Source organism: Exiguobacterium sp. s83, from assembly GCF_018617095.1.
Classification (GTDB): Bacteria; Bacillota; Bacilli; order Exiguobacteriales; family Exiguobacteriaceae; genus Exiguobacterium; species Exiguobacterium profundum.
On sequence record NZ_JACSJP010000001.1, the window covers coordinates 1,195,886 to 1,219,862 of the forward strand.

The 23,977-nt window shown below is 48.2% G+C and carries 20 protein-coding genes; 3 read left to right on the forward strand and 17 right to left on the reverse strand.

Annotated features, from left to right (window positions below; translation table 11 throughout):
- Positions 1–17: 17 nt before the first annotated feature.
- The 13 genes from polA to dnaE all read right to left on the reverse strand — a co-directional run bounded on the left by polA (position 18) and on the right by dnaE (position 18,141).
- Entirely contained in the window at positions 18–2,612 is a 2,595-nt protein-coding gene (polA, locus tag KNO73_RS06220) for a DNA polymerase I (RefSeq protein ID WP_078147186.1), read from the reverse strand.
- Between the two features lie 207 nt (positions 2,613–2,819).
- Positions 2,820–4,547, reverse strand: a complete 1,728-nt coding sequence (gene pnpS / locus KNO73_RS06225) for a two-component system histidine kinase PnpS (protein WP_078147187.1) — start codon at positions 4,545–4,547, stop codon at positions 2,820–2,822.
- Positions 4,544–5,245: a response regulator transcription factor gene (locus KNO73_RS06230; RefSeq protein ID WP_074036521.1), complete on the reverse strand. Its 702-nt coding sequence runs from the start codon at positions 5,243–5,245 to the stop codon at positions 4,544–4,546. The genes pnpS and KNO73_RS06230 overlap by 4 nt, the downstream gene beginning before the upstream one ends.
- Before the next feature lie 183 nt (positions 5,246–5,428).
- The gene (gene mdh / locus KNO73_RS06235) at positions 5,429–6,361 is read right to left on the reverse strand and encodes a malate dehydrogenase (protein WP_215112224.1); all 933 of its coding nucleotides are present in this window, start codon (positions 6,359–6,361) and stop codon (positions 5,429–5,431) included.
- A 21-nt stretch (positions 6,362–6,382) separates the two neighbouring features.
- A complete protein-coding gene (gene icd, locus KNO73_RS06240) occupies positions 6,383–7,651 on the reverse strand; it encodes an NADP-dependent isocitrate dehydrogenase (protein ID WP_215112392.1) in 1,269 nt (422 codons plus the stop codon).
- 99 nt (positions 7,652–7,750) lie between these two features.
- A complete protein-coding gene (citZ, locus tag KNO73_RS06245; protein ID WP_214683969.1) occupies positions 7,751–8,863 on the reverse strand; it encodes a citrate synthase in 1,113 nt (370 codons plus the stop codon).
- Positions 8,864–9,047: 184 nt separating this feature from the next.
- Positions 9,048–9,512: a DUF441 domain-containing protein gene (locus KNO73_RS06250; protein WP_012726718.1), complete on the reverse strand. Its 465-nt coding sequence runs from the start codon at positions 9,510–9,512 to the stop codon at positions 9,048–9,050.
- A gap of 67 nt (positions 9,513–9,579) precedes the next feature.
- Positions 9,580–11,322, reverse strand: coding sequence for a pyruvate kinase (pyk, locus tag KNO73_RS06255; RefSeq protein ID WP_074036515.1), 1,743 nt, complete (start codon positions 11,320–11,322; stop codon positions 9,580–9,582).
- 93 nt (positions 11,323–11,415) lie between these two features.
- Positions 11,416–12,384 carry a 6-phosphofructokinase gene (gene pfkA, locus KNO73_RS06260; protein ID WP_012726720.1) on the reverse strand — a complete coding sequence of 323 codons (969 nt, stop codon included), beginning with the start codon at positions 12,382–12,384 and terminating at the stop codon, positions 11,416–11,418.
- A gap of 160 nt (positions 12,385–12,544) precedes the next feature.
- Positions 12,545–13,480 (reverse strand): acetyl-CoA carboxylase carboxyltransferase subunit alpha, encoded by a 936-nt coding sequence (locus tag KNO73_RS06265; RefSeq protein WP_483298377.1) that lies wholly within the window; start codon positions 13,478–13,480, stop codon positions 12,545–12,547.
- The gene (gene accD / locus KNO73_RS06270) at positions 13,473–14,327 is read right to left on the reverse strand and encodes an acetyl-CoA carboxylase, carboxyltransferase subunit beta (protein ID WP_047795655.1); all 855 of its coding nucleotides are present in this window, start codon (positions 14,325–14,327) and stop codon (positions 13,473–13,475) included. Before accD ends, KNO73_RS06265 begins: the two co-directional genes overlap by 8 nt.
- A gap of 14 nt (positions 14,328–14,341) precedes the next feature.
- Positions 14,342–14,896, reverse strand: a complete 555-nt coding sequence (locus tag KNO73_RS06275) for a FadR/GntR family transcriptional regulator (RefSeq protein ID WP_214757483.1) — start codon at positions 14,894–14,896, stop codon at positions 14,342–14,344.
- A 77-nt stretch (positions 14,897–14,973) separates the two neighbouring features.
- Complete coding sequence (gene dnaE / locus KNO73_RS06280) at positions 14,974–18,141, reverse strand: DNA polymerase III subunit alpha (RefSeq protein WP_215112225.1); 3,168 nt, start codon at positions 18,139–18,141, stop codon at positions 14,974–14,976.
- 103 nt (positions 18,142–18,244) lie between these two features.
- On the opposite strand from dnaE, the gene KNO73_RS06285 reads away from it, so the two are divergent.
- Entirely contained in the window at positions 18,245–18,436 is a 192-nt protein-coding gene (locus KNO73_RS06285) for a YtzJ family protein (protein WP_074036509.1), read from the forward strand.
- A 16-nt stretch (positions 18,437–18,452) separates the two neighbouring features.
- Here KNO73_RS06285 and KNO73_RS06290 read toward each other — a convergent pair whose 3' ends face one another.
- Positions 18,453–19,421 carry a DHH family phosphoesterase gene (locus KNO73_RS06290; RefSeq protein WP_215112226.1) on the reverse strand — a complete coding sequence of 323 codons (969 nt, stop codon included), beginning with the start codon at positions 19,419–19,421 and terminating at the stop codon, positions 18,453–18,455.
- Positions 19,422–19,496: 75 nt separating this feature from the next.
- Between KNO73_RS06290 and KNO73_RS06295 the strand changes: the two genes are divergently transcribed.
- The gene (locus tag KNO73_RS06295; RefSeq protein ID WP_047795158.1) at positions 19,497–19,811 is read left to right on the forward strand and encodes a YtpI family protein; all 315 of its coding nucleotides are present in this window, start codon (positions 19,497–19,499) and stop codon (positions 19,809–19,811) included.
- 41 nt (positions 19,812–19,852) lie between these two features.
- Here the strand turns inward: KNO73_RS06295 and KNO73_RS06300 are convergent, their stop codons facing one another.
- On the reverse strand, positions 19,853–21,163 hold the full coding sequence (locus KNO73_RS06300; RefSeq protein ID WP_074036504.1) for a DRTGG domain-containing protein: 1,311 nt from the start codon (positions 21,161–21,163) through the stop codon (positions 19,853–19,855).
- Between the two features lie 165 nt (positions 21,164–21,328).
- Here KNO73_RS06300 and KNO73_RS06305 point away from each other — a divergent pair, with 165 nt between their 5' ends.
- Positions 21,329–22,426, forward strand: coding sequence for a M24 family metallopeptidase (locus KNO73_RS06305; protein WP_078147193.1), 1,098 nt, complete (start codon positions 21,329–21,331; stop codon positions 22,424–22,426).
- Between the two features lie 60 nt (positions 22,427–22,486).
- Here KNO73_RS06305 and KNO73_RS06310 read toward each other — a convergent pair whose 3' ends face one another.
- Both KNO73_RS06310 and KNO73_RS06315 read right to left on the reverse strand, forming a co-directional pair.
- Positions 22,487–23,209, reverse strand: a complete 723-nt coding sequence (locus KNO73_RS06310) for a metallophosphoesterase family protein (protein ID WP_214687021.1) — start codon at positions 23,207–23,209, stop codon at positions 22,487–22,489.
- A 10-nt stretch (positions 23,210–23,219) separates the two neighbouring features.
- Positions 23,220–23,945: an SDR family oxidoreductase gene (locus KNO73_RS06315; RefSeq protein ID WP_214683962.1), complete on the reverse strand. Its 726-nt coding sequence runs from the start codon at positions 23,943–23,945 to the stop codon at positions 23,220–23,222.
- Between the last annotated feature and the right edge of the window lie 32 nt (positions 23,946–23,977).

The window sequence follows — 23,977 nt, forward strand, 5'->3', positions numbered from 1 at the left end:
ATTTCCTTTCTATCCGTTTATTTCGTGTCAAACCATGTCGTTCCAACCGCTCCGTCCGCACGTAACGGGACATCAAGTGTGACCGTATGTTCCATCGCTTCGGTCACAAGTTTTTCTAATGCTTCCATCTCTTCGGCCGGACCTTCGAATATCAATTCATCGTGTACTTGTAACAACAGCTTAGATTGAAGTTTTGACGTGTTTAACGCATGATCGACATCAATCATCGCTTTTTTAATAATGTCCGCTGCCGTTCCTTGAATCGGTGTGTTGATTGCGGTACGTTCAGCAAACCCACGCAAGTTGAAATTACGAGAATGGATGTCCGGGATGTTCCGGCGTCGTTTCAACATCGTCTCGACGAACCCGTGTTCACGTGCCCGTTCAATCGCGGCATCCATGAACGTCTTCACCCCAGGGAACTGTTCAAAGTACGTATCGATAAAGGTCTGCGCTTCTTTCCGTGTAATCCCTAGGTTTTGTGAGAGTCCATAATCACTGATGCCATAGATGATTCCGAAGTTGACGGCTTTTGCTTGACGACGCATGAGTGACGTAACTTCTTCAGTGGAAACTTTAAACACGTTCGCCGCCGTCGACGTATGAATATCCTCATCGTGAAGGAAGGCTGCCATCATCTTCTCATCTTGTGACATATGTGCCATGATGCGCAGTTCGATTTGAGAGTAATCGACCGCATAAAGTACCCATCCCGGTTCACTCGCGGTAAACGCTTTACGGATGCGACGCCCTTCTTCTAATCGAATCGGAATATTTTGAAGGTTCGGGTTAACCGACGAAAGCCGTCCCGTTTGAGTAAGCGTCTGTGTATAACGCGTATGAATCTTGCCATCATCCTTCACGACTTTCTGCAAGCCCTCGACATACGTGGACTGAAGTTTGCCAAGTTCACGATAATGCATGATTTTCTCAATGATCGGATGAAGCGGTGCCAATTTTTCGAGGACATCCGCTGCCGTTGAGTATCCTGTTTTCGTCTTTTTCACAGGAGGGAGTGACAGTTTTTCAAATAATACGACCCCTAACTGTTTCGGTGAGTTGATGTTGAACGGTTCCCCGGCTAATTCATGAATCGTGACCTCAAGTGCATTTAGACGTTCACGCAGGTCCGTTTCCATATGTTGAAGCGTTTCGACATTTACGTGGATACCAGCCCACTCCATCTCGGCCAATACGGAGACGAGTGGTTTTTCAAGCGCCTCATAGAGTTCTGTCTGTTCATTCTCTTTCAACTCCGAAACAATGCGTTCAAACAATGTGTAGATGGCGTACGCCTTTTCTGCGAGATGAGCATGAAAAACATTCTCTTCCGGCACCTTGATTTTTGCACCTTTTCCGTAGACCGTTTCATCTTCCTCAAGAGGATACGTAAAGTGTGCGGCAATCGAGCTGAGAGACGTCCCACCAGATAGGTTGAGCAAATACCCTGCGACAAGCAGGTCTTCATACCCACGCAGTGCCAATTGGTGACGTTTCAATTGAATAATTGTCTGCTTCGCATCGAGACAAATCGTCGTCTTCGTCTCGTTTTCGATCCATTCCTTGACCCGTTCGTCCTCAAGAAGCGTCACATCTCCAATCGTGACACCTCGTTCCGAAGCGATCGCCACTCCAATCACGTCTTCTTCAAAATAATCATCATTCAGCTGTTCAAGCATTAACACAGCTCGCGATAAATCTTGATCGGCCAACGCGATTGTTGGTCGTTCCGCTTTTTCAACCGGTTCTTCTGAAGAGGTATCCGTCAGTTTGCCGATGAGTGACTTGAACTGTAAATCCATAAATAACGTTTTGACGACCGAAGCGTCATATGGCTTAAAGAGAAGATCATCCATCGTCACATCAATCGGTACATCCGTGTAAATGGTCGCCAACTGTTTCGACATTTTCGCTTCTTGTTCATTCGCCTCTACTTTTTCCTTTTGCTTCCCTTTCAACTCATCCGTATGTTCGTAAAGGGCCTCGACGGTACCGTATGTGGCAATCAACTTCAGTGCCGTCTTTTCCCCGACCCCTGGAATACCAGGAATGTTGTCAGATTTATCTCCCATTAATCCTTTTAGGTCAATCATCTGAATCGGTTGTAGTCCGTCGTAGCGTTCCTTGAACGCGGTCACGGTCATTTTCTCGACGTCGGTGATGCCTCGTTTCGTCAAATAGACCGTCACACGTTCATTGATCAATTGAAGTAAATCCTTATCCCCCGTCACAACCGTCACCTGATCAAAAGTCGGGTCTTTTGAGAGCGTCCCGATGATATCATCCGCCTCGTATTGATCGAGCTCTAAGACAGAGATGCCAAACGCCCGACAAACGTCACGCACGAGCGGAAATTGTTCACGCAATTCTCCCGGTGTCTTTTGACGTCCACCTTTGTATTCCGCGAACGTATCGTGACGGAACGTTTTCTTTGACGCATCGAACGCCACAGCAAAATGAGTCGGTTGCTCATCTTCCATTAGTTTCAATAACATCATCGTAAACCCATACACTGCATTCGTATTCCGACCTGACGCATCCGACATCGGAGGCAGTGCAAAAAACGCACGATATGTTAAGGAGTTCCCATCAAGGACTAGTAGTTTATTCATTCAATCGACCTCCATTCTTCTCTTCAACCATCATACCATACGGGTACATGCGTTCGAAAAAAAAGACCCTTTTCTACGAATAGAAAAGGGCCAAATTCTCGATCGTGTGGAGATGAGCACCGATCGAGTCACGAGATGATGAAGAGGTCTCATTCATAGGATAGCAAGGTTTTGTAAAGTAAATATGAACGAACGATAAAGTCATTGTTAAACCCGAGGGAATGTAATGGTAAACGTCGTTCCTTTGCCTTCCTCACTCTCTACGTCGATCGTGGCATGATGCAAATCGATGATGTGTTTCACGATGGCGAGTCCGAGGCCAGTTCCACCCGAGTTCCGACTTCTTGCCTTATCGACACGATAGAAGCGCTCAAAAATACGACTCACTTCTTTTTCGGCGATCCCGATTCCGTTGTCCTTGACGCGAAGTTTATAGGAATCTGCCATTGCTTCCACGGCGATGTCGACACGACTTCCTTCTGGTGAATAGTTGATGGCGTTGGCGACCAAGTTCATGATGACTTGCTTCATTCGGTTCAGGTCCGCTTGCAAGACGACCGTTCCCTCGTGTTTCGTTTCTAGCTGAATCGACTTCTTGCTCGCCTTTTGACTGAGCAGGAGACAGACCTCATCGACGAGCTGATTCAGATCGACGGACACCAACTCCATTTGGAAGTCATCCCGCTCCAATCTCGACAATTCAAGGAGATCCTCAACAAGCATCTGCATCCGTGTCGCTTCTTTCTGGATGATGTCTAAAAACTGGTCTCGAAGTTCCGGGACTTCTTTCGCCCCATCAAGAAGCGTCTCACTAAACCCACGTATGGATGTGAGCGGTGTCTTCAGTTCATGACTAACGTTCGCCACGAAATCTTTCCGCATCTTCTCAAGTCGTTTCAGTTCCGTGATATCGTTAAACAGTAACGTCGTGCCGCGAAGCATCCCGGTGTCACTGAAAATCGGTGCTGCGGATACCATATACGTTTTTTGATTGAATCCCGTTCGAATCGATAACTGACGGCGGTGGACCTCTTCCGTCAGATAAACGTCTTCGATCAGTGTTTCTACTTCAGGACTCGGTAGAATCCCGTGATAAAATTGTCCAATCGTTAAATCATCGTATTGGAACATTTCACGATAAGAGCGGTTGACCAACGTGACAATCCCTCGCTCGTCGACGAGCAGAAGACCCGCCCCCATATACTCGATTAACGATTCGAGTCTCGCCCGTTGTACGGACTCCCCGAGAGAAATCGACTCCAAATTCCGGGCAAGCACGTTGATTGACCCTGCTAGGCTACCGGTCTCTTCATCATTTCTGAGTTCATACACACGGGCCCGATAATTCCCGTCCGCCAGTTCCCGCAAAACGATCGTCGCCTCATCGATTGGTCGAATAAATTGATTCGTCAAATGTTGGAGCACGAATAAAATTATGAAGAAGGAGAAGAAGAGCGCGAGGGCAATCGTCAACCAGATGCGATTGTACACCCCTTCTAAATCCGATACATAACGGATGAATGTTAAATAGACTGTCCCACCCGTCGCAAGTTCGATCGGTTTTGTGTATTGAATCAACTCGTCCTCATCCGCTTCACCGAACGTCCCTTCCTCAGGGACCATATTCGGATCAATTTTGTAATCGATGGACCCGACGCGAAACGGCGTGCCAGCGATTACCTCCATCCGACTATTGAGAAGGAGAATATCAAAGCTGCTTCCGTCATCGATTTGACCGACATACTCACGAATCTCGTCCAATTCGCCTTCTTCGAGGTAGAGGGCTGCCAATTGAGCATCTTCTTTTAGACGGTCTCGTTCAGAATCCAGATAAAAGTCTTTGAAGAGTTGCCCAAGGACAATCCCGAGCGTCAACAAGACACCGGTCACAAGAAAAATGAGAGTCGTCATAAATCTAGAGCGATACGTCTTCATTCCGAAGTCGGCTCCTCCATCTTATAGCCAAGACCACGAATCGTTTTAATATAGGTCGGTTTCTTCGTTACCGGTTCAATTTTTTCACGAAGGTGACTGATATGGACATCAACAATCCGGGTATCACCTACAAAGTCATAATTCCAAATGGCCGATAACAATTGGTCTCGCGTCAACACGCGTCCTTTATTTTTCGCCAAATAGGCTAACAATTCGAATTCTTTCGGCGTCAACTCGAGGCGCTCTCCTTGCTTGAACACTTCGTAGTTTGAAGTGACGATTTTAACATCTCCGATTTGAATGACGTCCTCTTCAACCGCCGATTCTTGCGGGGCAGAACGTCTAAGAATCGCTTTGACGCGCGCGACTACTTCACGTGGGCTGAACGGCTTCGTCAAATAATCGTCCGCTCCGAGCTCGAGCCCCAATACTTTGTCAAACTCATCATCTTTTGCCGTGAGCATTAAAATCGGTGTATTGACTTTTTGCTGACGAAGTCGTTTGCACACTTCAAGTCCATCCATCTCCGGGAGCATCAAATCGAGCACAATGAGCACGGCGTCCTTTTTCTCAGCCAATTCCAATCCGGTTTTGCCGTCGTGCGCCGTCTCTACTTCAAAGCCAGCTTGTTCTAAATTAAATTTCAATAATGTCGCAATCGACACTTCATCGTCGACAACAATTACTTTATCAGCCACACTGCTTCCTCCTCTTAAACCATCAAATGTCACTTTCTATTTTACAAATCAATGCTTGAAACGACCAACCTCAAAGCAAATCTTTACAAAAACAAAACAAATCCACTTTCAGTGTAGCATGTTCGATAAGAGAGAAGGCGCAAAAAAGGTGCCTCCTGCAACATGACAGGAAGCACCTCAAACTTATAAGACGCTTAATACCGAGCGGACAGAATCCGCAGACCTCGATAGCGCTGCTTTTTCTTCATCCGTCAAGTCGAGCTCTAACACTTGCTCAATTCCATGTTTACCAAGAATCGTCGGGACGCCAAGATACAAATCATGGAATCCGTACTCTCCCTCAAGGTATGCGATGGCCGGTAAGATTCGACGCTGATCTTTTACAATCGCCTCGACCATCTCCACGATGGCAGCGGCTGGCGCATAATACGCCGAGCCATCGCCCAGTAGTTGGACAATCTCGCCGCCACCTTTTCGTGTCCGTTCGACAATTTGCTCGATTCGCTCATGTGGGATGAGTTTTTCGAGCGGAATGCCTCCAGCGTACGAATAGCGTACGAGAGGCACCATATCGTCGCCATGACCTCCAAGGACGAATCCGGATACGTCTTTGACAGAAACATTCAGCTCTTGTGCCACAAACGTTCGGAAGCGAGCCGTATCCAATACACCGGACTGACCGATAACGCGTTCTTTCGGGAACCCTGATTCTTTGAACGCCGCGTACGTCATGGCGTCTACTGGGTTCGTCAATACGATCAGGATGGCGTCTGGAGAGTAACGGGCAATCTCTTTCACAACCGAGCGCATGACGTTTGCGTTCGTTGCGACGAGGTCGTCCCGGCTCATCCCCGGCTTGCGAGCGATTCCCGCGGTAATGACAACCACATCGGAATCGGCCGTGTCCGCGTAATCAGACGTACCTGTGACCCACGAATCAAACCCTTGAATCGGTGCCGTTTCTTGCATGTCGAGCGCTTTCCCTTTCGTCGGTCCTACTTTTTCTTCCATATCGAGCAGTACGACATCCCCTAGCTCACGTTGAGCCAAGTACAGTGCAGTCGTTGCACCGGTGAAGCCACTTCCAATAACAGAAATTTTGTTACGACGAATCATGAGCTCTCCTCCTCGGTCGTCTTACATGTTTTTAATCAATTCATCCGCGAACTCTGAACATTTCACTTCTGTCGCTCCGTCCATGAGACGTGCGAAGTCGTATGTGACAACTTTCGAAGCGATCGTTTTCTCCATTGAGTTGATGATGAGGTCAGCCGCTTCGTTCCAGTTCATGTGGCGGAGCATCATCTCACCTGAAAGAATGACTGAAGAAGGGTTTACTTTATCGAGACCCGCGTATTTCGGAGCTGTACCGTGTGTCGCTTCGAAGATTGCGTGTCCTGTGATGTAGTTGATGTTCGCACCAGGCGCGATCCCGATTCCACCTACTTGAGCAGCAAGTGCATCTGAGATATAGTCACCGTTCAAGTTCATCGTCGCAACGACGTCGAACTCACGTGGACGTGTCAAAATCTGCTGGAGGAAGATATCAGCGATTGAATCTTTGACGATAATTTTCCCTTCAGCTTCCGCTTTCGACTGAGCTTCGTTAGCAGCTGCTTCACCAGATTCTTCTTTGATGCGGTCGTACTGTGCCCATGTGAACACTTTGTCACCGTATTCCGCTTCAGCGAGTGCATAACCCCAGTTTTTGAAGGCGCCTTCTGTGAACTTCATGATGTTCCCTTTGTGGACGAGCGTTAAAGATTTACGGTTGTTCGCAATCGCATATTCAATTGCTGCACGAACCAAACGTTCTGTTCCTTCAGAAGAAACTGGCTTGATTCCGATTCCAGATGTTTCTGGGAAACGGATCTTGTTGACGTTCATCTCGTCTTGCAAGAATTTGATGAGTTTTTTCACTTCGTCGCTTCCTGAAGCGTACTCGATTCCAGCATAGATATCTTCAGTATTTTCACGGAAGATGACCATATCTGTATCTTCAGGACGTTTTACTGGTGATGGAACACCTGTGAAGTAACGAACTGGGCGAAGGCATGTATATAAATCGAGTTCTTGGCGAAGTGCGACGTTCAATGAACGAATTCCTCCACCGACCGGAGTCGTAAGTGGTCCTTTGATGGCGATCAAGTACTCACGAATTTGATCAAGTGTCTCTGTTGGGAGCCATTCGCCTTTTTCGTTATATGCTTTTTCCCCAGCATATACTTCCATCCATTCGATTTTCTTGTCGCCGCCGTATGCTTTTTCAACCGCAGCGTCAAATACGCGAACAGCCGAATTCCAAATGTCAGGACCTGTTCCGTCACCGATAATGAATGGTACGGTCGGTACGTTTGGTACGTTCAATACACCGTTTTCAACTGTAATCTTTTGTCCTTGTGTCAACATAATGAATCCCCCTAAGTACATTACTGTAGGTCGACGCGTACGCCGACCTACGTCACTTGTTAGTTTACCAAACTTTTGTCTAAAATGTGTCTCGAATTAACGTTCGTTTACCGGAACATATTTACGGCTCGTCTCACCGACATATTCCGCACGTGGACGAATCAAGCGATTGTCCGCATATTGCTCGAGAATGTGCGCAATCCAGCCAGACATACGAGATACGGCGAAGATTGGTGTGAATAAATCTTCTTCGAGACCGAGCGCATAATAAGTTGAAGCTGAATAGAAATCGACATTTGGTTTCAAACCTTTTTCCGTTTCGACAAGATGGTCGATTTTCTCAGACATCTCATACCATTTCGGTTCGCCGATTTGAGCAGTCAACTGACGGCTCATTTCTTTCAAATGTTTCGCACGTGGGTCGCCATCCTTGTAAACGCGGTGACCGAAGCCCATGATCTTCTCTTTGCGCTCGAATTTGCCACGAACATATTCTTCAACACGGTCGACCGAGTCGATTTCGTGCAACATTTTCATTACCGCTTCGTTCGCACCACCGTGAAGTGGCCCTTTGAGTGCCCCCATGGCCGCCGTGACACCTGAATACATATCTGAAAGCGTCGCTACACAAACGCGAGCAGTGAATGTCGAAGCATTCAACTCGTGGTCTGCGTGTAAGATGAGCGCTTTATCAATCGTCTTTTCTGCTACATCGCTCGGCTCTTCACCGTTTAGCATGTATAAGAAGTTCGCAGCGTAAGAAAGACCTGGTTTCGGTGCGACCGGCTGCTCCCCTTTACGAAGACGGGCGAATGCCGTCACGATTGTAGCGACTTGTGCTTGTAGGCGAATCGCTTTACGCATGTTGGCCTCGTCACTCATGTCTTCAGATTCCTCATCATATAGAGCGAGTTGCGAAAGTGCCGTACGAATCGTCGCCATTGCATTGGCTGATTTCGGTGCACGTCTTAACGTATCAATCACCTCTTCAGGCAATGTCGCTTCTTTTACAAGCGCATCTGAGAGCGCTGTCAATTCCTCTGCATTTGGTAAGTGGTCGTTCCACAATAAGAACACTACTTCTTCGAATGTGGCGTTGTCCGCTAAATCATCAATGGTGTATCCTCCGTAAGTCAATTGTCCGTCAATAATTGAGCTGACTTTTGAGGCTGCTGCCACAATACCTTCTAACCCTTTTGTCGTTGACATTCATAACTCCCCCTCAGTCTTGAATAAAGTGGTCGACCGTAAAAACAGTCTGTTTATAGGGAATAAGGATACGGGACGGGTTGTTCCCCTGCATTCACCCAGTCTCCGTTTACCCTGTCCTTTATATAGTATAAACAATTTACTGCAAAAAAGAAATGTAAGCGGCTTCAGTTGTCAGAAAATATCAAAACCATTTTTCAATAACTTGATATCCACCTAAAATCAATGCCGCGATACCAGCTCCGACAAGCGGTCCAACGGGAATCCCTTTCATGAATCCAACCGCTAGAATCGTACCTGCGAGGAGTGCCGTGGTGACGACCGGGTCGACACGCATCAGTTGTACACCTTGCCCCGCAGCAATGGCAACGAACATCCCTGAGGCAAATGCGACAATCCCGACCGGCCCTTTAATACTATTCCACAATTCTTTAAACCCGATATCGCCGGTCGCAATTGGGACGAGAACTGCGATCGTAATGATTGTCACACCCCAGCTGATTCCTTTCGATGCAAGTGTCGGAAATAACTGGTCTCCGAATCCGATTGCTTTGATGATCAACAAGACGCTACTTGCGATAATGACAGATTGGTTATTTGAAATGACACCGATTAAGACAAGCATCAATAAAAATAGATATGCACTCATACGTATTCCTTTCTTTGAACGGAAAAAGAACCGACCTTTGTAGAAGGCCGGTTCGATTGTCGTTCAATTATGCGTTGTAGATTTTACCTGTGAGTGGGTCGATTGAAATCATCTGACCGTCACGAAGCGATGCTGTCGCTGCATCAACACCTACGATGACTGGCTTGCGAAGTGATGGTCCAACGATCCCAGCATGGCTCGTCAATCCGCCGTCTTCTGTGATGATCCCAGCCGCTTTTTCGATCGCAGGCATCATTTCTTTATCTGTGAATGGTGCGACAAGAATCATGCCGTCTTTCGCTTTTGCATTTGCTTCATCCGCATTTTTCGCGACAACGACTTCTCCAACAACACCGCGCTCACCGATTCCACGCCCGTCTGCGAGAGCGTGACCAACAATGTGGACTTTCATCATGTTTGTCGTACCAGCTGTCGCCGCAGGAATACCAGCTGAGATGACAACGAGGTCACCGTCAGTGACGAATCCAGCGTGACGTGCCGCTTCCGATGCTTGAACCAACATTTCATCCGTGTTGTTCGGCATTGTTTCAGCAACGATTGGGTATACGCCCCATACGAGGTTCAATTGACGCGCAACGCGCTCCGATTCTGTCACCGCGATGATGTTCGCTTCAGGACGATACTTCGCTGTACGAGCAGCCGTATAACCTGATTGTGTCGGTGTCAAGATTGCTTTGGCGTTCAAGTTGATTGCCGTGTGCGCAACCGCTTGAGAGATCGCATCCGTCACTGTGTGCTCACTGCGCTTCTGACGATCTTTCAACAAGTTTTTGTAGTCGAGCATGCGTTCTGTACGCTCTGCGATTGCAGCTTGCATTTGAACAGATTCGATTGGGTAGTCCCCTGCAGCTGTTTCACCAGAAAGCATGACTGCGTCTGTTCCATCCAAGATTGCGTTTGCTACGTCTGATGCTTCCGCGCGTGTCGGACGCGGGTTACGTTGCATTGAATCAAGCATTTGCGTTGCTGTGATGACCGGCTTCCCGAGATCGTTACACTTCTTGATGAGTTCTTTTTGAACTGGTGTCACTTCTTCTGTCGGGATTTCAATTCCGAGGTCCCCACGGGCTACCATCAAACCGTCAGAGATTGCCAAGATTTCTTCGATGTTATCGACACCTTCTTGGTTCTCGATTTTCGGGTAAATCTTGATGTGTGATGCGTTATGTTTTTCGAGAAGTTGGCGAATTTCAACTACGTCAGATGCACGACGTACGAATGATGCTGCAATCACGTCAATGTCTTGTGAGATCCCGAACTCGATGTCCGCGATGTCTTTGTCCGTGAGGGCAGGAAGGTTTACCTTGACGTTTGGCAAGTTAACACCTTTCTTCGTCTTGATGATTCCTTCGTTTTCAATGACGCAACGGAGATCACGGTTATCAAGCTTTTCAACGACACGGAGTCCGATGAGACCGTCGTCGAGCATGATGTGTGAACCGACTTCCACATCATCGTAGAGTCCTTCGTACGTCACAGAGAAACGATCTTTCGTTCCGACGATTTCTTCCGTTGAGACGATTGTGACTTCTTTTCCTTTTTCAAGAAGTGCCTTACCGTCTTCGAATGTATGCGTGCGGATCTCTGGACCTTTTGTGTCGAGAAGAACAGTGACAACTTTACCCGCTGCTTTCGCCGCTTCACGGATGTCACGGATACGAGCTCCGTGCTCTTCATAGTCACCGTGTGAGAAGTTGAGACGGGCAACGTTCATCCCAGCTTCGATCATCTCAGGAAGACGCTTCTCAGAAGCCGGTCCAATGGTACATACAATTTTCGTTCTACGCATAATATAAAAACCTCCTAGGGGATATAGTGCAACTTACAAACAGAAAACGGGGGGCCTTGGACCGTATCCCGTCTCTGCAACATACAAAATCGTTTAAATCGACAATTGGTTAACGAGGTCAATCAATTGCATATCAATCGTGTGCTTGTTATTGTCGAGCGCCTCATCGATATCAAGATCCATCATCTGGTTGTTACGGATTCCGACAACGCGGCCCGCTTTCCCTTCGAGCAAGATCTCAACAGCGTATGCACCCATGCGACTTGCAAGGACACGGTCAGCGGCAGTTGGGGAACCACCACGTTGGATGTGACCGAGAATCGTGACGCGTGTTTCTGAGTTCGTCTTCTCCGCAATCAATTTGCCGATTTCTTCCGCACTTCCCGCACCTTCAGCAACGATGACGATTGAGTGCTTCTTACCGCGTGCAATCCCGTGATTGATTCTTTCCACGATTGCATTCAAATCTTCTGGACGTTCTGGGACGAGAATCGACTCAGCACCACCAGCGAGACCAGAATAAAGCGCGATATCACCAGCGTCGCGCCCCATGACCTCGATGACATACGTGCGTTCATGTGATGACGCCGTATCACGAATCTTATCGATCGCATCAAGCGCTGTGTTGAGCGCCGTGTCAAAACCGATTGTCGCATCTGTTCCTGGGATATCGTTATCGATTGTACCCGGAAGGCCGATTGTTGGGAATCCGAGTTCAGTCAATTTTTGAGCTCCGCGATAAGAGCCATCTCCACCAATGACCACGAGGGCATCGATATTGAACTTCTTCAACTGTTCTACTGCTTTCGCGCGACCTTCTTCTGTTCTGAATTCAGGACAGCGCGCAGAGCGAAGGAACGTACCTCCACGTTGAATGATATCGCCGACTGATCCAAGATTTAATTCGACTAAATCACCTTCGATTAATCCTTGATAGCCGTTATACACGCCGTACACTTCAAGACCTTCAAAAATTGCTTTTCGGGTCACGGCACGGACAGCAGCGTTCATTCCAGGAGCGTCTCCTCCGCTTGTTAATACCGCAATACGTTTTAAATTCACGTCGCTCACCTCTTATGTGTTTTAACGAAATCTGAAAATAAAATACCACGTCTGACCTTTGTTTTACAACACAAGTATGTGAAAAAAATGCATAGGGTATCTTACAAAACAGTCAGTTGATGAATGAATAAAGCTTTATTCAAAGCCATTGTTACCGTTTTCACTCATTAATTGTGCCAATTTGATGATATTTGGTCGCACGTCCTTGAATCAGCTCAGAAGTCGATTGCGCGAGCAACTCATTCATATGCTGTAATAAGACAGGTTTCAAGAGTGACGACTGTAGTGACACATCAACGTGTGCCCCCCCATACACTTCTCCTACCACTTGATCGACAATCCCTAGGTTGAATAAATCTTGTGCTGTAATCTTCATCGTCTCCGCCGCACGTTCTGCTTGTTTCGCATCTTTCCACAACAGTGCCGCTGCACCTTCTGGCGAGATGACCGAGTACGTACTATTCTCAAGCATCAATAGACGGTCGCATACACCAATTCCAAGCGCACCGCCTGAACCACCTTCCCCAATGACAACGGAGACGATCGGCACTTTCAGCGTCGCCATCTCAAACAAGTTACGGGCGATCGCTTCACTTTGCCCTCTCTCTTCTGCGGCTTTCCCCGGATAAGCCCCTTTCGTGTCAATAAATGTCAAAATGGGACGGTTGAACTTTTCGGCTTGCTTCATGAAACGCAAGGCTTTTCGATAGCCCTCCGGGTGTGGCATACCAAAATTCCGTTTCATGTTCTCTTTCGTGTTCCGCCCACGCTGATGTCCGATAATCGTCACCGGCACTCCTTCAAACGTTGCGAGTCCAGATACGATTGCCGCATCGTCATATCCGTGTCGGTCCCCATGAAGTTCCATGAAGTCAGGGAACACATGTTGGATGTAATCGAGCGTCGTCGGACGCTTCGGGTTTCGCGCCAACTGGACGCGGTCCCACGGTTTCATATTCCCATAAATATCTTTTTCTAATCGGTCGAGCTTTAACTCGAGATGACGAATCTCTCGGGATAAATCAATCCCTTTCGTCTCAGCCGTCTCCCGTAATTTATTTAGCTGTTCGGTGACTTCTTTGATTGGGTCAAACATGACGGACACCCCCATCGTGTAATTCGATCATCTTCTTCAAGAACGAACGCATCTGTTCACGATGAATGACTGCATCCAGCTGCCCAGACTCAAGTAGAAACTCGGCAGTTTGAAAGTTCTCTGGAAGCTTTTCCCGAATCGTCTGTTCGATGATTCGTCGTCCTGCAAACCCGATGAGCGCTCCCGGTTCCGCGACGTTCAAGTCGCCAAGCATCGCAAAACTCGCTGACACACCACCAGTCGTCGGATGTGTCAAATACGCGATGTACAGCAGTCCTGCTTCGTCATGTTCTTTTAGAGCGATGGACGTATTGGCCATTTGCATCAAACTGACCATTCCTTCTTGCATCCGTGCCCCACCTGATGCTGTGAACAAGACGACTGGAAGCCCAAGTGATGTGGCGGTTCGAACAGCCGAAGCAATCGCTTCTCCGACGTATGCACCCATCGATCCCATTCGGAATCTCGCATCCATCACACAGACAACGAGTGGAAGTCCGTCGATTGTCGCCTTTCCACATACGACGGCCTCTTCGATCCCGGTCCGCTCCCGATCTTTCGTCAACTTCTCCTCATAGTCAGGAAAGTCGAGTGGATTCGCCTTGACAGAAGGTCCCGCAAATCGTTCGAACGACCCTTCGTCAACAAGCATATCAATCCGTTCTTGCGCATGAAGCGGAAAATGATAACCGCAATCACACACTTTGTGGTTCTCATTCAACTGTTTTGTATAATGCATATATTTACAAGATGGACATTTCGTCATTAATCCCTGTGGTGCGTCAATCTTTGGTTCTCGTTGACGCAATGGCATATATCGTTTCGGTTTCTTGAAAAAAGCAGTCATCGCTTCCCCCTCGTTCATTCCGGCATCCCCATTCCACGCCACGTCTCGACAAACTGTTTCCGTTCCTCGAGCGTATATAAATCCCCAACGTCTAATCCTTCAAAAAAGCGGTTGACCTCACTCCAAATTCGAATGAACAGTTCATTCTTCAACTGAAAGATGAGTTGCTGGCGAAACGTTCGATCATCATCGATCACCGTTTCTAATAGAGCCAGTCGTTCCTTAGTCGGTTCAATTTCTGAAAACGCCATGCGCTCCAATAGTCTAAGCATCTCAATAATATCGGTCGCTTTCGTCTGTTTGGTCACAATGAACTCCGACAATATCTCAATGTACCGATGTCGGTCTTGTTCACACAAAAAGGTACCACCACCATGTCTCGTTTCCACGATGCCTAAAAAACTCAACGCTCGTAACGCTTCGCGAACCGAAGCGCGACTAATGGACAGCGTTTCGGCGAGCTCTCGTTCGGATGGAAGCCGATCACCTGGAACTAAAGACGATTGGACAATTAATTTTCTAATCTTTGAAATGTTTCCGTGAAATGAGGATGCGTGTTTTTCATGCATCTGACCGTTCAACTCCCTTTTTTGGATCATCTATCAAACTTAAGTGGTCAGACCAATTAGTGCGATTATATCACTTTTTAGGACTTGGTACTAGTTTCTGGACCAACCATTTTTGTATCGATTCGTTTCAGTACGACATTTTCTTCCCCGAACCGTCTTTTCGCTTCCGCCACATACTCTTCATTCGGATTGATTGAAAAAGCTGAAGCCAGTTGTTTCACTTCCTTCGAATCCGTGAATCGGCATACAACCGGGACATCCCCTTGTGCTCGTTGAATCCAATCTTCCAATTCAGGGAAGCGGTCGAGTGTGAGCCGGATGAATAAGGCTTGCCCGTGTAACGGTCGAACCCGTTCGACAATCAATTGCTTGCGACCATCCCGTTCATTCGAATGGACCTCTAGTAACAAGATGTTACCGGCATAGAGGGACCGTCCAAACTGCGCGAATGTTCGAGGAAACACGACGACCTCGTCTTGCGTCATGCCATCGTCCACCATGAGAACACCCATCCGTTCTTGTTTTTTTGTCATGAACGTACGTACGTCATCTACATATACGACGAGATAACCGTTTGTTCCATTCATGACTTCTTCAATTGTAGACGGTTCGATCCCGATATCCGGAAGTGCCGTCAATGGAGAGTGGACCACCCATGTCCCGAGCGCCTCCCTCTCTTCTTCAGACCAATTCGGTTCTTTCACTTTTTTCTGTTTTAGTCCGAGTGAAGACAGCTCATCCGGTAAAAAATGTGTTCCCGCTTCTTCTCGCAAACGTTCGACTGCTTCAAAGGCATGTGTCCGGTCACCGTGATACATCCGGTCGAGCGCGCCCGCACCAAGTAATCGACGTAATTTCAGTTGGTCTTTATTTTTCCACTCCATGGCTTCTTGAAGCGTTCTGACATCTTTCAACTGCCCGTTCAGTTCAATCAGTCGGTCCACATCCCGTTTGGTCAACCCCTGGACCGCCTTCAACCCGAGCCGGACGCCCGGTCCCTCAAGTGTCGCGTCAGCGTGACCATGTAAGACGTCCGGTGGGTACACCGGAATTTGATCTTTCCGTAACAGTCTGACAAGTTCCGTTGTTTTTTCTGATGTCACCACATGAAAGACACGAGGGAAATGTGCTTTGACGTAAGCCAATCGGTAACTGATCAAACTGTAGGCGACAGCGTGAGAGCGGTTAAATCCGTACCCGGCAAACTTTTCAATCCATGAAAAGATTTGCGCAAAGACGTCCTGGTCTCCCGCTTTTGCTTGTTGCAAAAATCGTTCTCGTTCCCGAGCAATCGTTCCGGTATCCTTTTTGGCAATAGCACGTCTGACCAAATCCGCTTCCGCATAGGAATAGCCTCCGAGTTTACGGAGAAGTTTCATCACCTGTTCTTGATAGACGAGTACACCGTATGTCGGTCTCATGACGTCTTCTACGTCTGGGTGGACTGGTTGGTAAGGCATACCGTGCTTTCGCTTCGCATACGTTTCGATGAATTGCATCGGTCCCGGGCGATAGAGTGACATCGTGACAACGATATCTTCAAACTCAGTCGGTTTCACTTGTCGAAGCGCTTGCTTCATCCCGGTCGATTCGAATTGGAAGATTCCGTCCGTCTCACCTCTCGCAAGCAGTCGATACGTCCGGGCATCGTTTAGCGGAATCGTTTTCAGAGAGAACAGCGCGTCACTTTCTCGAATCAAGTCTTCCATCTTTCGCAAGCGACTCAAGTTTCGTAATCCGAGCAAGTCAATTTTTAGAAGCCCGACCTCTTCCAAATCCTTCATATTATATTGGGTCACGTGTTCTTCGAGCTCGGGTTGGAGCGGCGTCACTTCTTCAATCGGTTGACGACTGAGCACCACTCCTGCCGCGTGAACGGAGGATTGACGCGGCAAACCTTCTAGCTGTTTGGCAATCCGTAATAACTGCTGACGCTTTTGGCTACCGGCAAACCACTTCATCTGCTTCTGGCTCGACATCAGTTCATCAAGTCCTCCGGCTTTCGCTTGCTTGCTCGCAGCCTGCCCTTCCTCAAGGGTCATCCCGAGCGCTCTCGCAACGTCTCGAATTGCCGCTTTCGCACCGAACGTGGCAAGTGTCCCGATCTGTGCGGCATGCGTATGACCGTATCTTGATAGTACGTAAGAAACCACTTCCTCACGACGTTCATCTTCAAAATCGAGGTCTATGTCTGGCATCGACACACGCTCTGGATTTAAGAATCGTTCGAACAACAACCCGTAATGAACCGGATCGACTTCCGTGATATGGAGGGCAAAACTGACGAGTGAACCTGCTGCCGATCCACGCCCCGGACCTACTTCAATCCCAGATTCTCGAGCAAACCGAACGATGTCTTCCACGATCAAGAAATAGGAAGAAAATCCGGTATTGGCGATGACTTCAAGCTCAAACTTTGCCCGCTCGATGTAAGGTTCTTTCACGAGTTCCATCGCCTTCAACCGCTCACCGACAAGTCGTTTCAGCTTTTGATCGGCATCCGGAATTTCTGGAATCGCCCCTTCCGCACGTGGTAGATGATCTAGCCGAATCAATGCCTCGAATCGATCCAGTTCCGATAATTCTTCCGTTGTGAACCAGTCATTCATTTCACTCGGTAGTCGAACGTGCAATCCTTTTTGTCGCACGTCTTCATTCGACATCACGTCCCCTTCGCGAATGGCAGAAATGGCTCGGAATCCTTCCAGATCTTCCGGTCTCATGTATCTCGTTTCAGGGGCCGGAATCAATTGGACAGCAAGCTCTTCGCGCATGAGACGAAGTTGTTTCAACACTTGTACCTGTTCCGTAGTCTGAGGTGCCGGTAGTCCGAGCCACAGCTTCTCTTCATCGACAAACGACAAGAGTTGATGATAAAGGCGACGCCGGTGAACCGGATCACTCGCTTTCCAATTTTCAGGTAATACGATCAGCGGCATCGTTGTCCGTCCTTCAATTCCTCCCGCCTGGATGATACGATATTGTTCCTTAAGCTCCGTTTCGTTAGATGAATACACAATCACGGATACGTCTAACCCATCCAATCGGAGGACCGTTCTCAGTCCGATTAGCGGTTTCACCTCATATCGTTGGCAATATGACAAAAATGTCGGAACCCCATAGAACGCATCGTCTGCGATCGCCACGGAACGACTTCCCCGTTCGGTCATCTGCAAGACATATTGTTCTAACCGGATTGTACTTTGTAGTAAACTATAAGCAGTTCTGACATTCAGATGAATCATCGTTGGCCTCCTTTCTATATTAATGGAATTGTCAAACTCAATTCATCACTTCTCTGATACAATAATTATAGACAAAACTCACGACAAAAGGGGGTAAAAGCGTATGATTATCAATCGGGGACAGATTGCACGCGATAAGTTAGAAAAATTACAGCATGGTCAAACAGTGTTTGCCGACAGCCCAGAAATCATCGACCGGCTCCGTAAGTACATTACTGAGTATCAGCTCGACGTCGTCGAGGACGTGACCGAACGAGGTACATGGTTCATCCCAAAGGAAAATGGAGACAAATGAAGAGAGCTGACCAAGGTCAGCTCTCTTCATTTTCTTCAAACGTGAATTCCCCAGCCACTTCATTCAAAGCCGCAATCACGTCATCCATCTCATCCCATGTGTCAATCGTGGCACCAGCCGCCATCGGATGACCTCCCCCACGGTATCGCTTGGCCACTTCATTGATGACAGGACCTTTCGACCGGATGCGCACACGAATCTCTTCTTTGTTTTCCACGAACATGACCCAACATTTCAATCCCTCAAGACCCGAGAAGCTATTGACGAGTTGAGACGCCGCTTCTAGAGAGGCATGGAACGTTCGAAGCACATCCTTGTCAATCTTCACATAGCCGACCCCCTCTTCCGTTACTTGGACATGCTGTAATACATAGCCTTGCAGTTGGAGAGTCGCTAAATTCGTTTTATACATGTGACGATATAATTTATTCGTGTCGATGTCTTTCGCAATCAGCGCCGAAGCAATCTCAAACGTTCGGGCCGTAGCATTTCGAAACTGGAAACGTCCTGTGTCGCCAACGATGCCGGCATAGAGTAAAAATGCCGCCTCTTGGTCAATGGGATATCCCCAAATGTCCGCGAGTTCCACAATCATCTCAGACGTCGAACTGACCGAGGTATCGACAATCTGTGTCATCGCATACGGATCTTCATCAGGATGATGATCGATTTTGATGATCGTCTTCCCTTTCAATGCGAAAGGTCCATCGATTCGCTCTTGATTCGCCGTATCCAAAATAAGGACGAGCGCGTCCTGATACATTTCTTCTTCGACATGTTCCATCTTTCCTAAAAACTCAAGGTCTGGCACCATGCCACCGACCACATAGATTTGTTTCTCCGGATGAACCGATTTTAAAATGCGTTGTAAACCTAGCTGACTCCCCAATGCATCAGGGTCTGGTCGTACATGGCGGTGGATGAAAATGGTGTCAGCCGCCTCAATTTCTGATTTGATTGTATCCGCTTCCTGCCATTGCGTCATGATGATTCCTCACTTTCCTACACACTATTATGGTATGATGATAACAGATTACGAGATAGAAAGGGGTTCCTTCACTTGCAACTTGTCATGATTGGACTCATTTTGTTCGCGCTCGGTGCGTACCTCGTCTTTAAGCGCCGCGCTTTTTTGACAAAGACGCCAAACCGCAAAGCGTTGTTCAACACGCAAGCGTTGATCTGGTTAAGCTTATTCCTCGCACTGTTCGCTGCGAACCAAATGGTCGGAGGATTCGGTCTGAATTCAACTGTCGGTTGGATTGTCAGCATCGTCATGTTAGTCGTCGGTCTAGGGAATGCCGTTGTCGGATTTATCCGTTACCGCAAAATTTACCCACTCGCCGCAGAAGAACCGACGAATACGCCATCATGAAACAGAGCACCTGCTACAGTGCGTAGCAGGTGCTCTTTTCGTTACCGGTCGATGAGTTGTGCCGTGACGAGCGCCTTGGCGACAAGTTGTGTCCCTTGCGTCATCTCTACATCCACTTTCCCGAACTTCCGACCGAGGTCGAAGACATGGGCCGACACTCGAATCTGACTTTCAATTTGAATCGGCTTCATGAAATAGACGGTGATATTCTCAACCACGAGATCGCCTTTCTTCATATGACGTAGACTTCGCGTCGCCCCCTCGACCAACAAGGTCGTCAACACGCCAGATGAGGCGGTCCCCATATGACTCGTCATCTGTGGGGCCACTTCAACCGTGAAGGCCGTCCCGTTCGATGCAGGATCTTCTTTCAGCTGGTTCGTGATCATGTTATCGAACGTCTCACCGACTTGCGGTTGTCGATTCGCCAGTTGCAGGGCCTTCAGCACATCTTGGCGGCTAATAATCCCAAGCAGACGTCCGTAGTTATCAACGACAGGTAACATCTCGATCCCTTCCCACACCATCTGGTGCGCGGCATTGGTGACACTCGTTTGTACGCCTACTGTAATCGGACTTTTCGTCATGACCTTCTCAATATCATAGTCGTGTGATTTATCAATGACATCCTTTGCCGTGATCACGCCGACCACTTTCATCTGTTCATCGATGACGGGATACCGATTATGTTTCGTCCGTTCATTCAGCTCGTGCCAACGTTTCACTGTGTCATCTGATTTCAGATAGAACGTATCGTGGAGCGGGATGACGATATCTGAGACGAGTAAAATCTCTTTTTTGATTAGACGGTCATAGATGGCTCGGTTGATCATCGTCGCGACGGTAAAACTGTCATAGGATGTAGAAATGACAGGCATATCATACTTATCTGCCATTCGTTTCACTTCATCCGTTGTGTCAAATCCCCCTGTGATCAACACAGCCCCACCTGATTGTAAGACGAGTTCATGCGCCTTCTCGCGGTTCCCGATGATGACGAGTGAGTCGACATCGATATATCGCATCATCGCCTCGAGCTTCATGGCACCGATTACAAATTTCGATAGCGTCTTATGGAGGCCATTACGTCCGCCCAACACCTGACCATCGACGATATTGACGACCTCGGCGAATGTAAGTTTTTCAATATTCTCTTTATGCTTTCGCTTGATCCGGATCGTCCCCACCCGTTCAATGGTAGATACGAAACCTAGGTTCTCAGCTTCCTTGATGGCACGATAAGCCGTACCTTCTGATACAGCCAACTCTTTGGCGATTTGGCGGACCGAAATTTTTGACCCAACATCGAGTGACTCGATATGTGCTATGATCTGTTCATGTTTTGTGGTCATACGCGGAGTCCCTTCTCTCAATACATTTTCTACTCTATTTAGTATACTGTATCAGTCGAACTAGTTCAAACTGTACCAATCCAATTGCAACATTTCCTTTCTGTTTTCGAAACAGCTATAATAGACGAGTAGTCAACGTAAGAGGTAGAAGGGAAGGGATTCAACTTGAATCAACGCACCAATCAAATTGCACAATCTCTAGCGACAAAAGGGTTAGATGCAGCATTCATCACATCGAAAGCATCCGTGTTTTATTTCTCGGGAGTATACGCGGAAGCACACGAGCGATTGATCGCTATTTTAGTTTTGAAAAACGGCACAACTGCCATCATCTGCCCAGCACTTGAAAAAGGGATTGTCGAAGCGAGTGACTGGTCAGGTGAAATCGTGACGTATATGGACCACGAAAATCCATGGGACAAAATCGTCAAGTTATTCCTCGACAACCAAATCGTTCCTGAACGAATCGGGATCGAAGGGGAACATTTGACATTCAACCGAGTCGAGCATCTTCGTGCCGGTTTTGCCGGTCTGTCCATTATTGATTTGACAGACGAGCTCCAAACGTTACGTATGATCAAATCACCGGATGAAGTCCGAATCATGAAGCGGGCCGCCGAGTTGGCAGATATGGCCATCGAAGCCGGGATCCGTTCCCTCCGTGAAGGCGTGACCGAACTCGAGGTCATCGCGGATATCGAATACGCTATGAAACAGCAAGGTGTCCGTGAAATGTCTTTCGACACACTCGTCTTGTTCGGCGAGAATAGTGCCGACCCTCACGGTGTCCCAGGCAACAACCGTCTGAAAAAAGGTGATTTCGCCTTGTTCGACCTCGGCGTCGTCTGGCAGGGATACTGTTCAGACATCACACGAACGGTCGTCTTCGGTGAGGCGAGTCGCAAACAACGTGAGATTTACGACACGGTTCTCCAAGCGGAGGAAGCCGCAATCGAGATGGCGAACGTCGGGACGACACTTGGCGCAATCGATATCGCCGCACGACAAGTCATCACGTCTGCAGGATATGGTGAATACTTCACTCACCGGATCGGTCACGGAATTGGAATCGAAGTACACGAACATCCATCGATGGCAGCGAACAATGACACGACCGCCCAAGTCGGGATGACGTTCACAGTCGAACCGGGTATCTATTTACCGGGAATCGGCGGAGTCCGTATCGAAGACGATCTCGTCATGACAGAAAGTGGTCCTATCACATTGACGAGTTATCCAAAAACACTTCAAGAGATTGAATGACAAAAAGTGCGATCCATTACCAAGGATCGCACTTTTTACATATCTTACTTTTTATATACCTTAATAGAACAAACCCAGCATGACATCCCGTTGAGGTACGTCATAACGTTCCATCTTCTCTAAAAAGGTACGCTTGTCATATGGGACCGCCTTCAGTTCAAGGTCAATCCCCGTTTCTCCTTCAGATAATATGGCAAAGCGAGCCAAGTCATCTTTCGCCACCCCGAGCGCACCAGGATTGACGTAGCGTTTCCTGTCATCTTCAAACAAGTGGACGGGATGGTGATGTCCGAATAACACGATTTCTCCTTCATACGTCCCATATAATCGTTGCATATTTTCCAGCGTCGGTTCGAGAATCTCGTGAAACGGTTCCTCGACGATCGCGGCATGGCGTCGGTCGGTCGGGATATGATAATGAATACCGAACACCGTTTCGCCAGCCATTTCGACGGACATCGTTCGTGGAAGAGATTCGAGGACATCCGCATATCGAGTCTCCAATTGACGCGCGACCCACTCATGGTGGGGGCGCGTATGTGCATAACTTTCCGGATGACCGTATCCAGCCAAAAGGGAAAGGACGGCCTCATCATGATTCCCAGAAATCATATGCGCGCCCCGATCTAGCAATCGCTCCATGACCGCATTGGAGTCCGGTCCCATCGCAATCATGTCACCAAGTGACCAAATGACGTCGACCCGCTCTGTATCCATGACTTGGAGCGCAGCCTCTAACGCTTCGAGATTGCCATGAACGTCCGTGACCACTCCGATTTTCATCGTGTTCCCCTCACTTCCGATATTGATGGACGACGTTGACGCCGCCTGTCACATCGATGATGGCACCTGTGATCATGTCCGAGTCTTCTTGTAATAAGAACGAAATCAAACGCGCGATATCTTCTCCCGTCCCGTGTCGACCGACCGGAGTGCTTTCATCTACTTCCGCTTCCTCAATGCGCATCTCCTTTTGCGAGCCGACGATATTGCCCGGGTTGACCATGTTCGCCGTAATCCCGAACGGTGCCTCTTCCAATGCGACCGATTTTGTCAAACTGACGAGTCCCGTCTTTGCAGCGGCAAACGCAGAACGATGGATCCACCCAGGCGCCGTCCCACTTTCCGGAAATCCATACGAGATGATGCGTCCGAATCGATTCGAGCGCATGGAAGGAAGCGCACGACGCATTAACCAAAATGAGGCGGACAGGTTGCCCGTGAGTACTTCGTCCCACTCGTCGTCCGTCAATTCGACGAGCGGTTTCCGCTCAAAGATATATGGACCTGCATTTAAGATCAAGGCGTCCGGTTCACCAAACCGTTCGACCGCTTGCTCATAGGCCGAGAGCAGTTGTTCGCGGTCCGTCAATCCGGCCTCAATCATATGTATCCGCTCATGTTCCCAGTCGATTGGATTCCGTTGCAAAATGCTAACGTGCCAACCATCTTGTAACAGACGCTCCGTCACGACGCGTCCGATCCCTTTGGCACCAGATGTAATCAATACGTGTTTCATCGTCCTACCTCCTCCGCCTTATTTTACCCGTT

Excerpts from the sequence above, each read along its gene's own strand:
- polA (WP_078147186.1), bottom strand. The coding sequence starts at position 2,612 with ATGAATAAACTACTAGTCCTTGATGGGAACTCCTTAACATATCGTGCG.
- pnpS (WP_078147187.1), bottom strand. The coding sequence starts at position 4,547 with ATGAAGACGTATCGCTCTAGATTTATGACGACTCTCATTTTTCTTGTG.
- mdh (WP_215112224.1), bottom strand. The coding sequence starts at position 6,361 with ATGATTCGTCGTAACAAAATTTCTGTTATTGGAAGTGGCTTCACCGGT.
- citZ (WP_214683969.1), bottom strand. The coding sequence starts at position 8,863 with ATGTCAACGACAAAAGGGTTAGAAGGTATTGTGGCAGCAGCCTCAAAA.
- KNO73_RS06250 (WP_012726718.1), bottom strand. The coding sequence starts at position 9,512 with ATGAGTGCATATCTATTTTTATTGATGCTTGTCTTAATCGGTGTCATT.
- pyk (WP_074036515.1), bottom strand. The coding sequence starts at position 11,322 with ATGCGTAGAACGAAAATTGTATGTACCATTGGACCGGCTTCTGAGAAG.
- KNO73_RS06265 (WP_483298377.1), bottom strand. The coding sequence starts at position 13,480 with ATGTTTGACCCAATCAAAGAAGTCACCGAACAGCTAAATAAATTACGG.
- accD (WP_047795655.1), bottom strand. The coding sequence starts at position 14,327 with ATGACTGCTTTTTTCAAGAAACCGAAACGATATATGCCATTGCGTCAA.
- KNO73_RS06275 (WP_214757483.1), bottom strand. The coding sequence starts at position 14,896 with ATGCATGAAAAACACGCATCCTCATTTCACGGAAACATTTCAAAGATT.
- dnaE (WP_215112225.1), bottom strand. The coding sequence starts at position 18,141 with ATGATTCATCTGAATGTCAGAACTGCTTATAGTTTACTACAAAGTACA.
- KNO73_RS06285 (WP_074036509.1), top strand. The coding sequence starts at position 18,245 with ATGATTATCAATCGGGGACAGATTGCACGCGATAAGTTAGAAAAATTA.
- KNO73_RS06290 (WP_215112226.1), bottom strand. The coding sequence starts at position 19,421 with ATGACGCAATGGCAGGAAGCGGATACAATCAAATCAGAAATTGAGGCG.
- KNO73_RS06300 (WP_074036504.1), bottom strand. The coding sequence starts at position 21,163 with ATGACCACAAAACATGAACAGATCATAGCACATATCGAGTCACTCGAT.
- KNO73_RS06310 (WP_214687021.1), bottom strand. The coding sequence starts at position 23,209 with ATGAAAATCGGAGTGGTCACGGACGTTCATGGCAATCTCGAAGCGTTA.
- KNO73_RS06315 (WP_214683962.1), bottom strand. The coding sequence starts at position 23,945 with ATGAAACACGTATTGATTACATCTGGTGCCAAAGGGATCGGACGCGTC.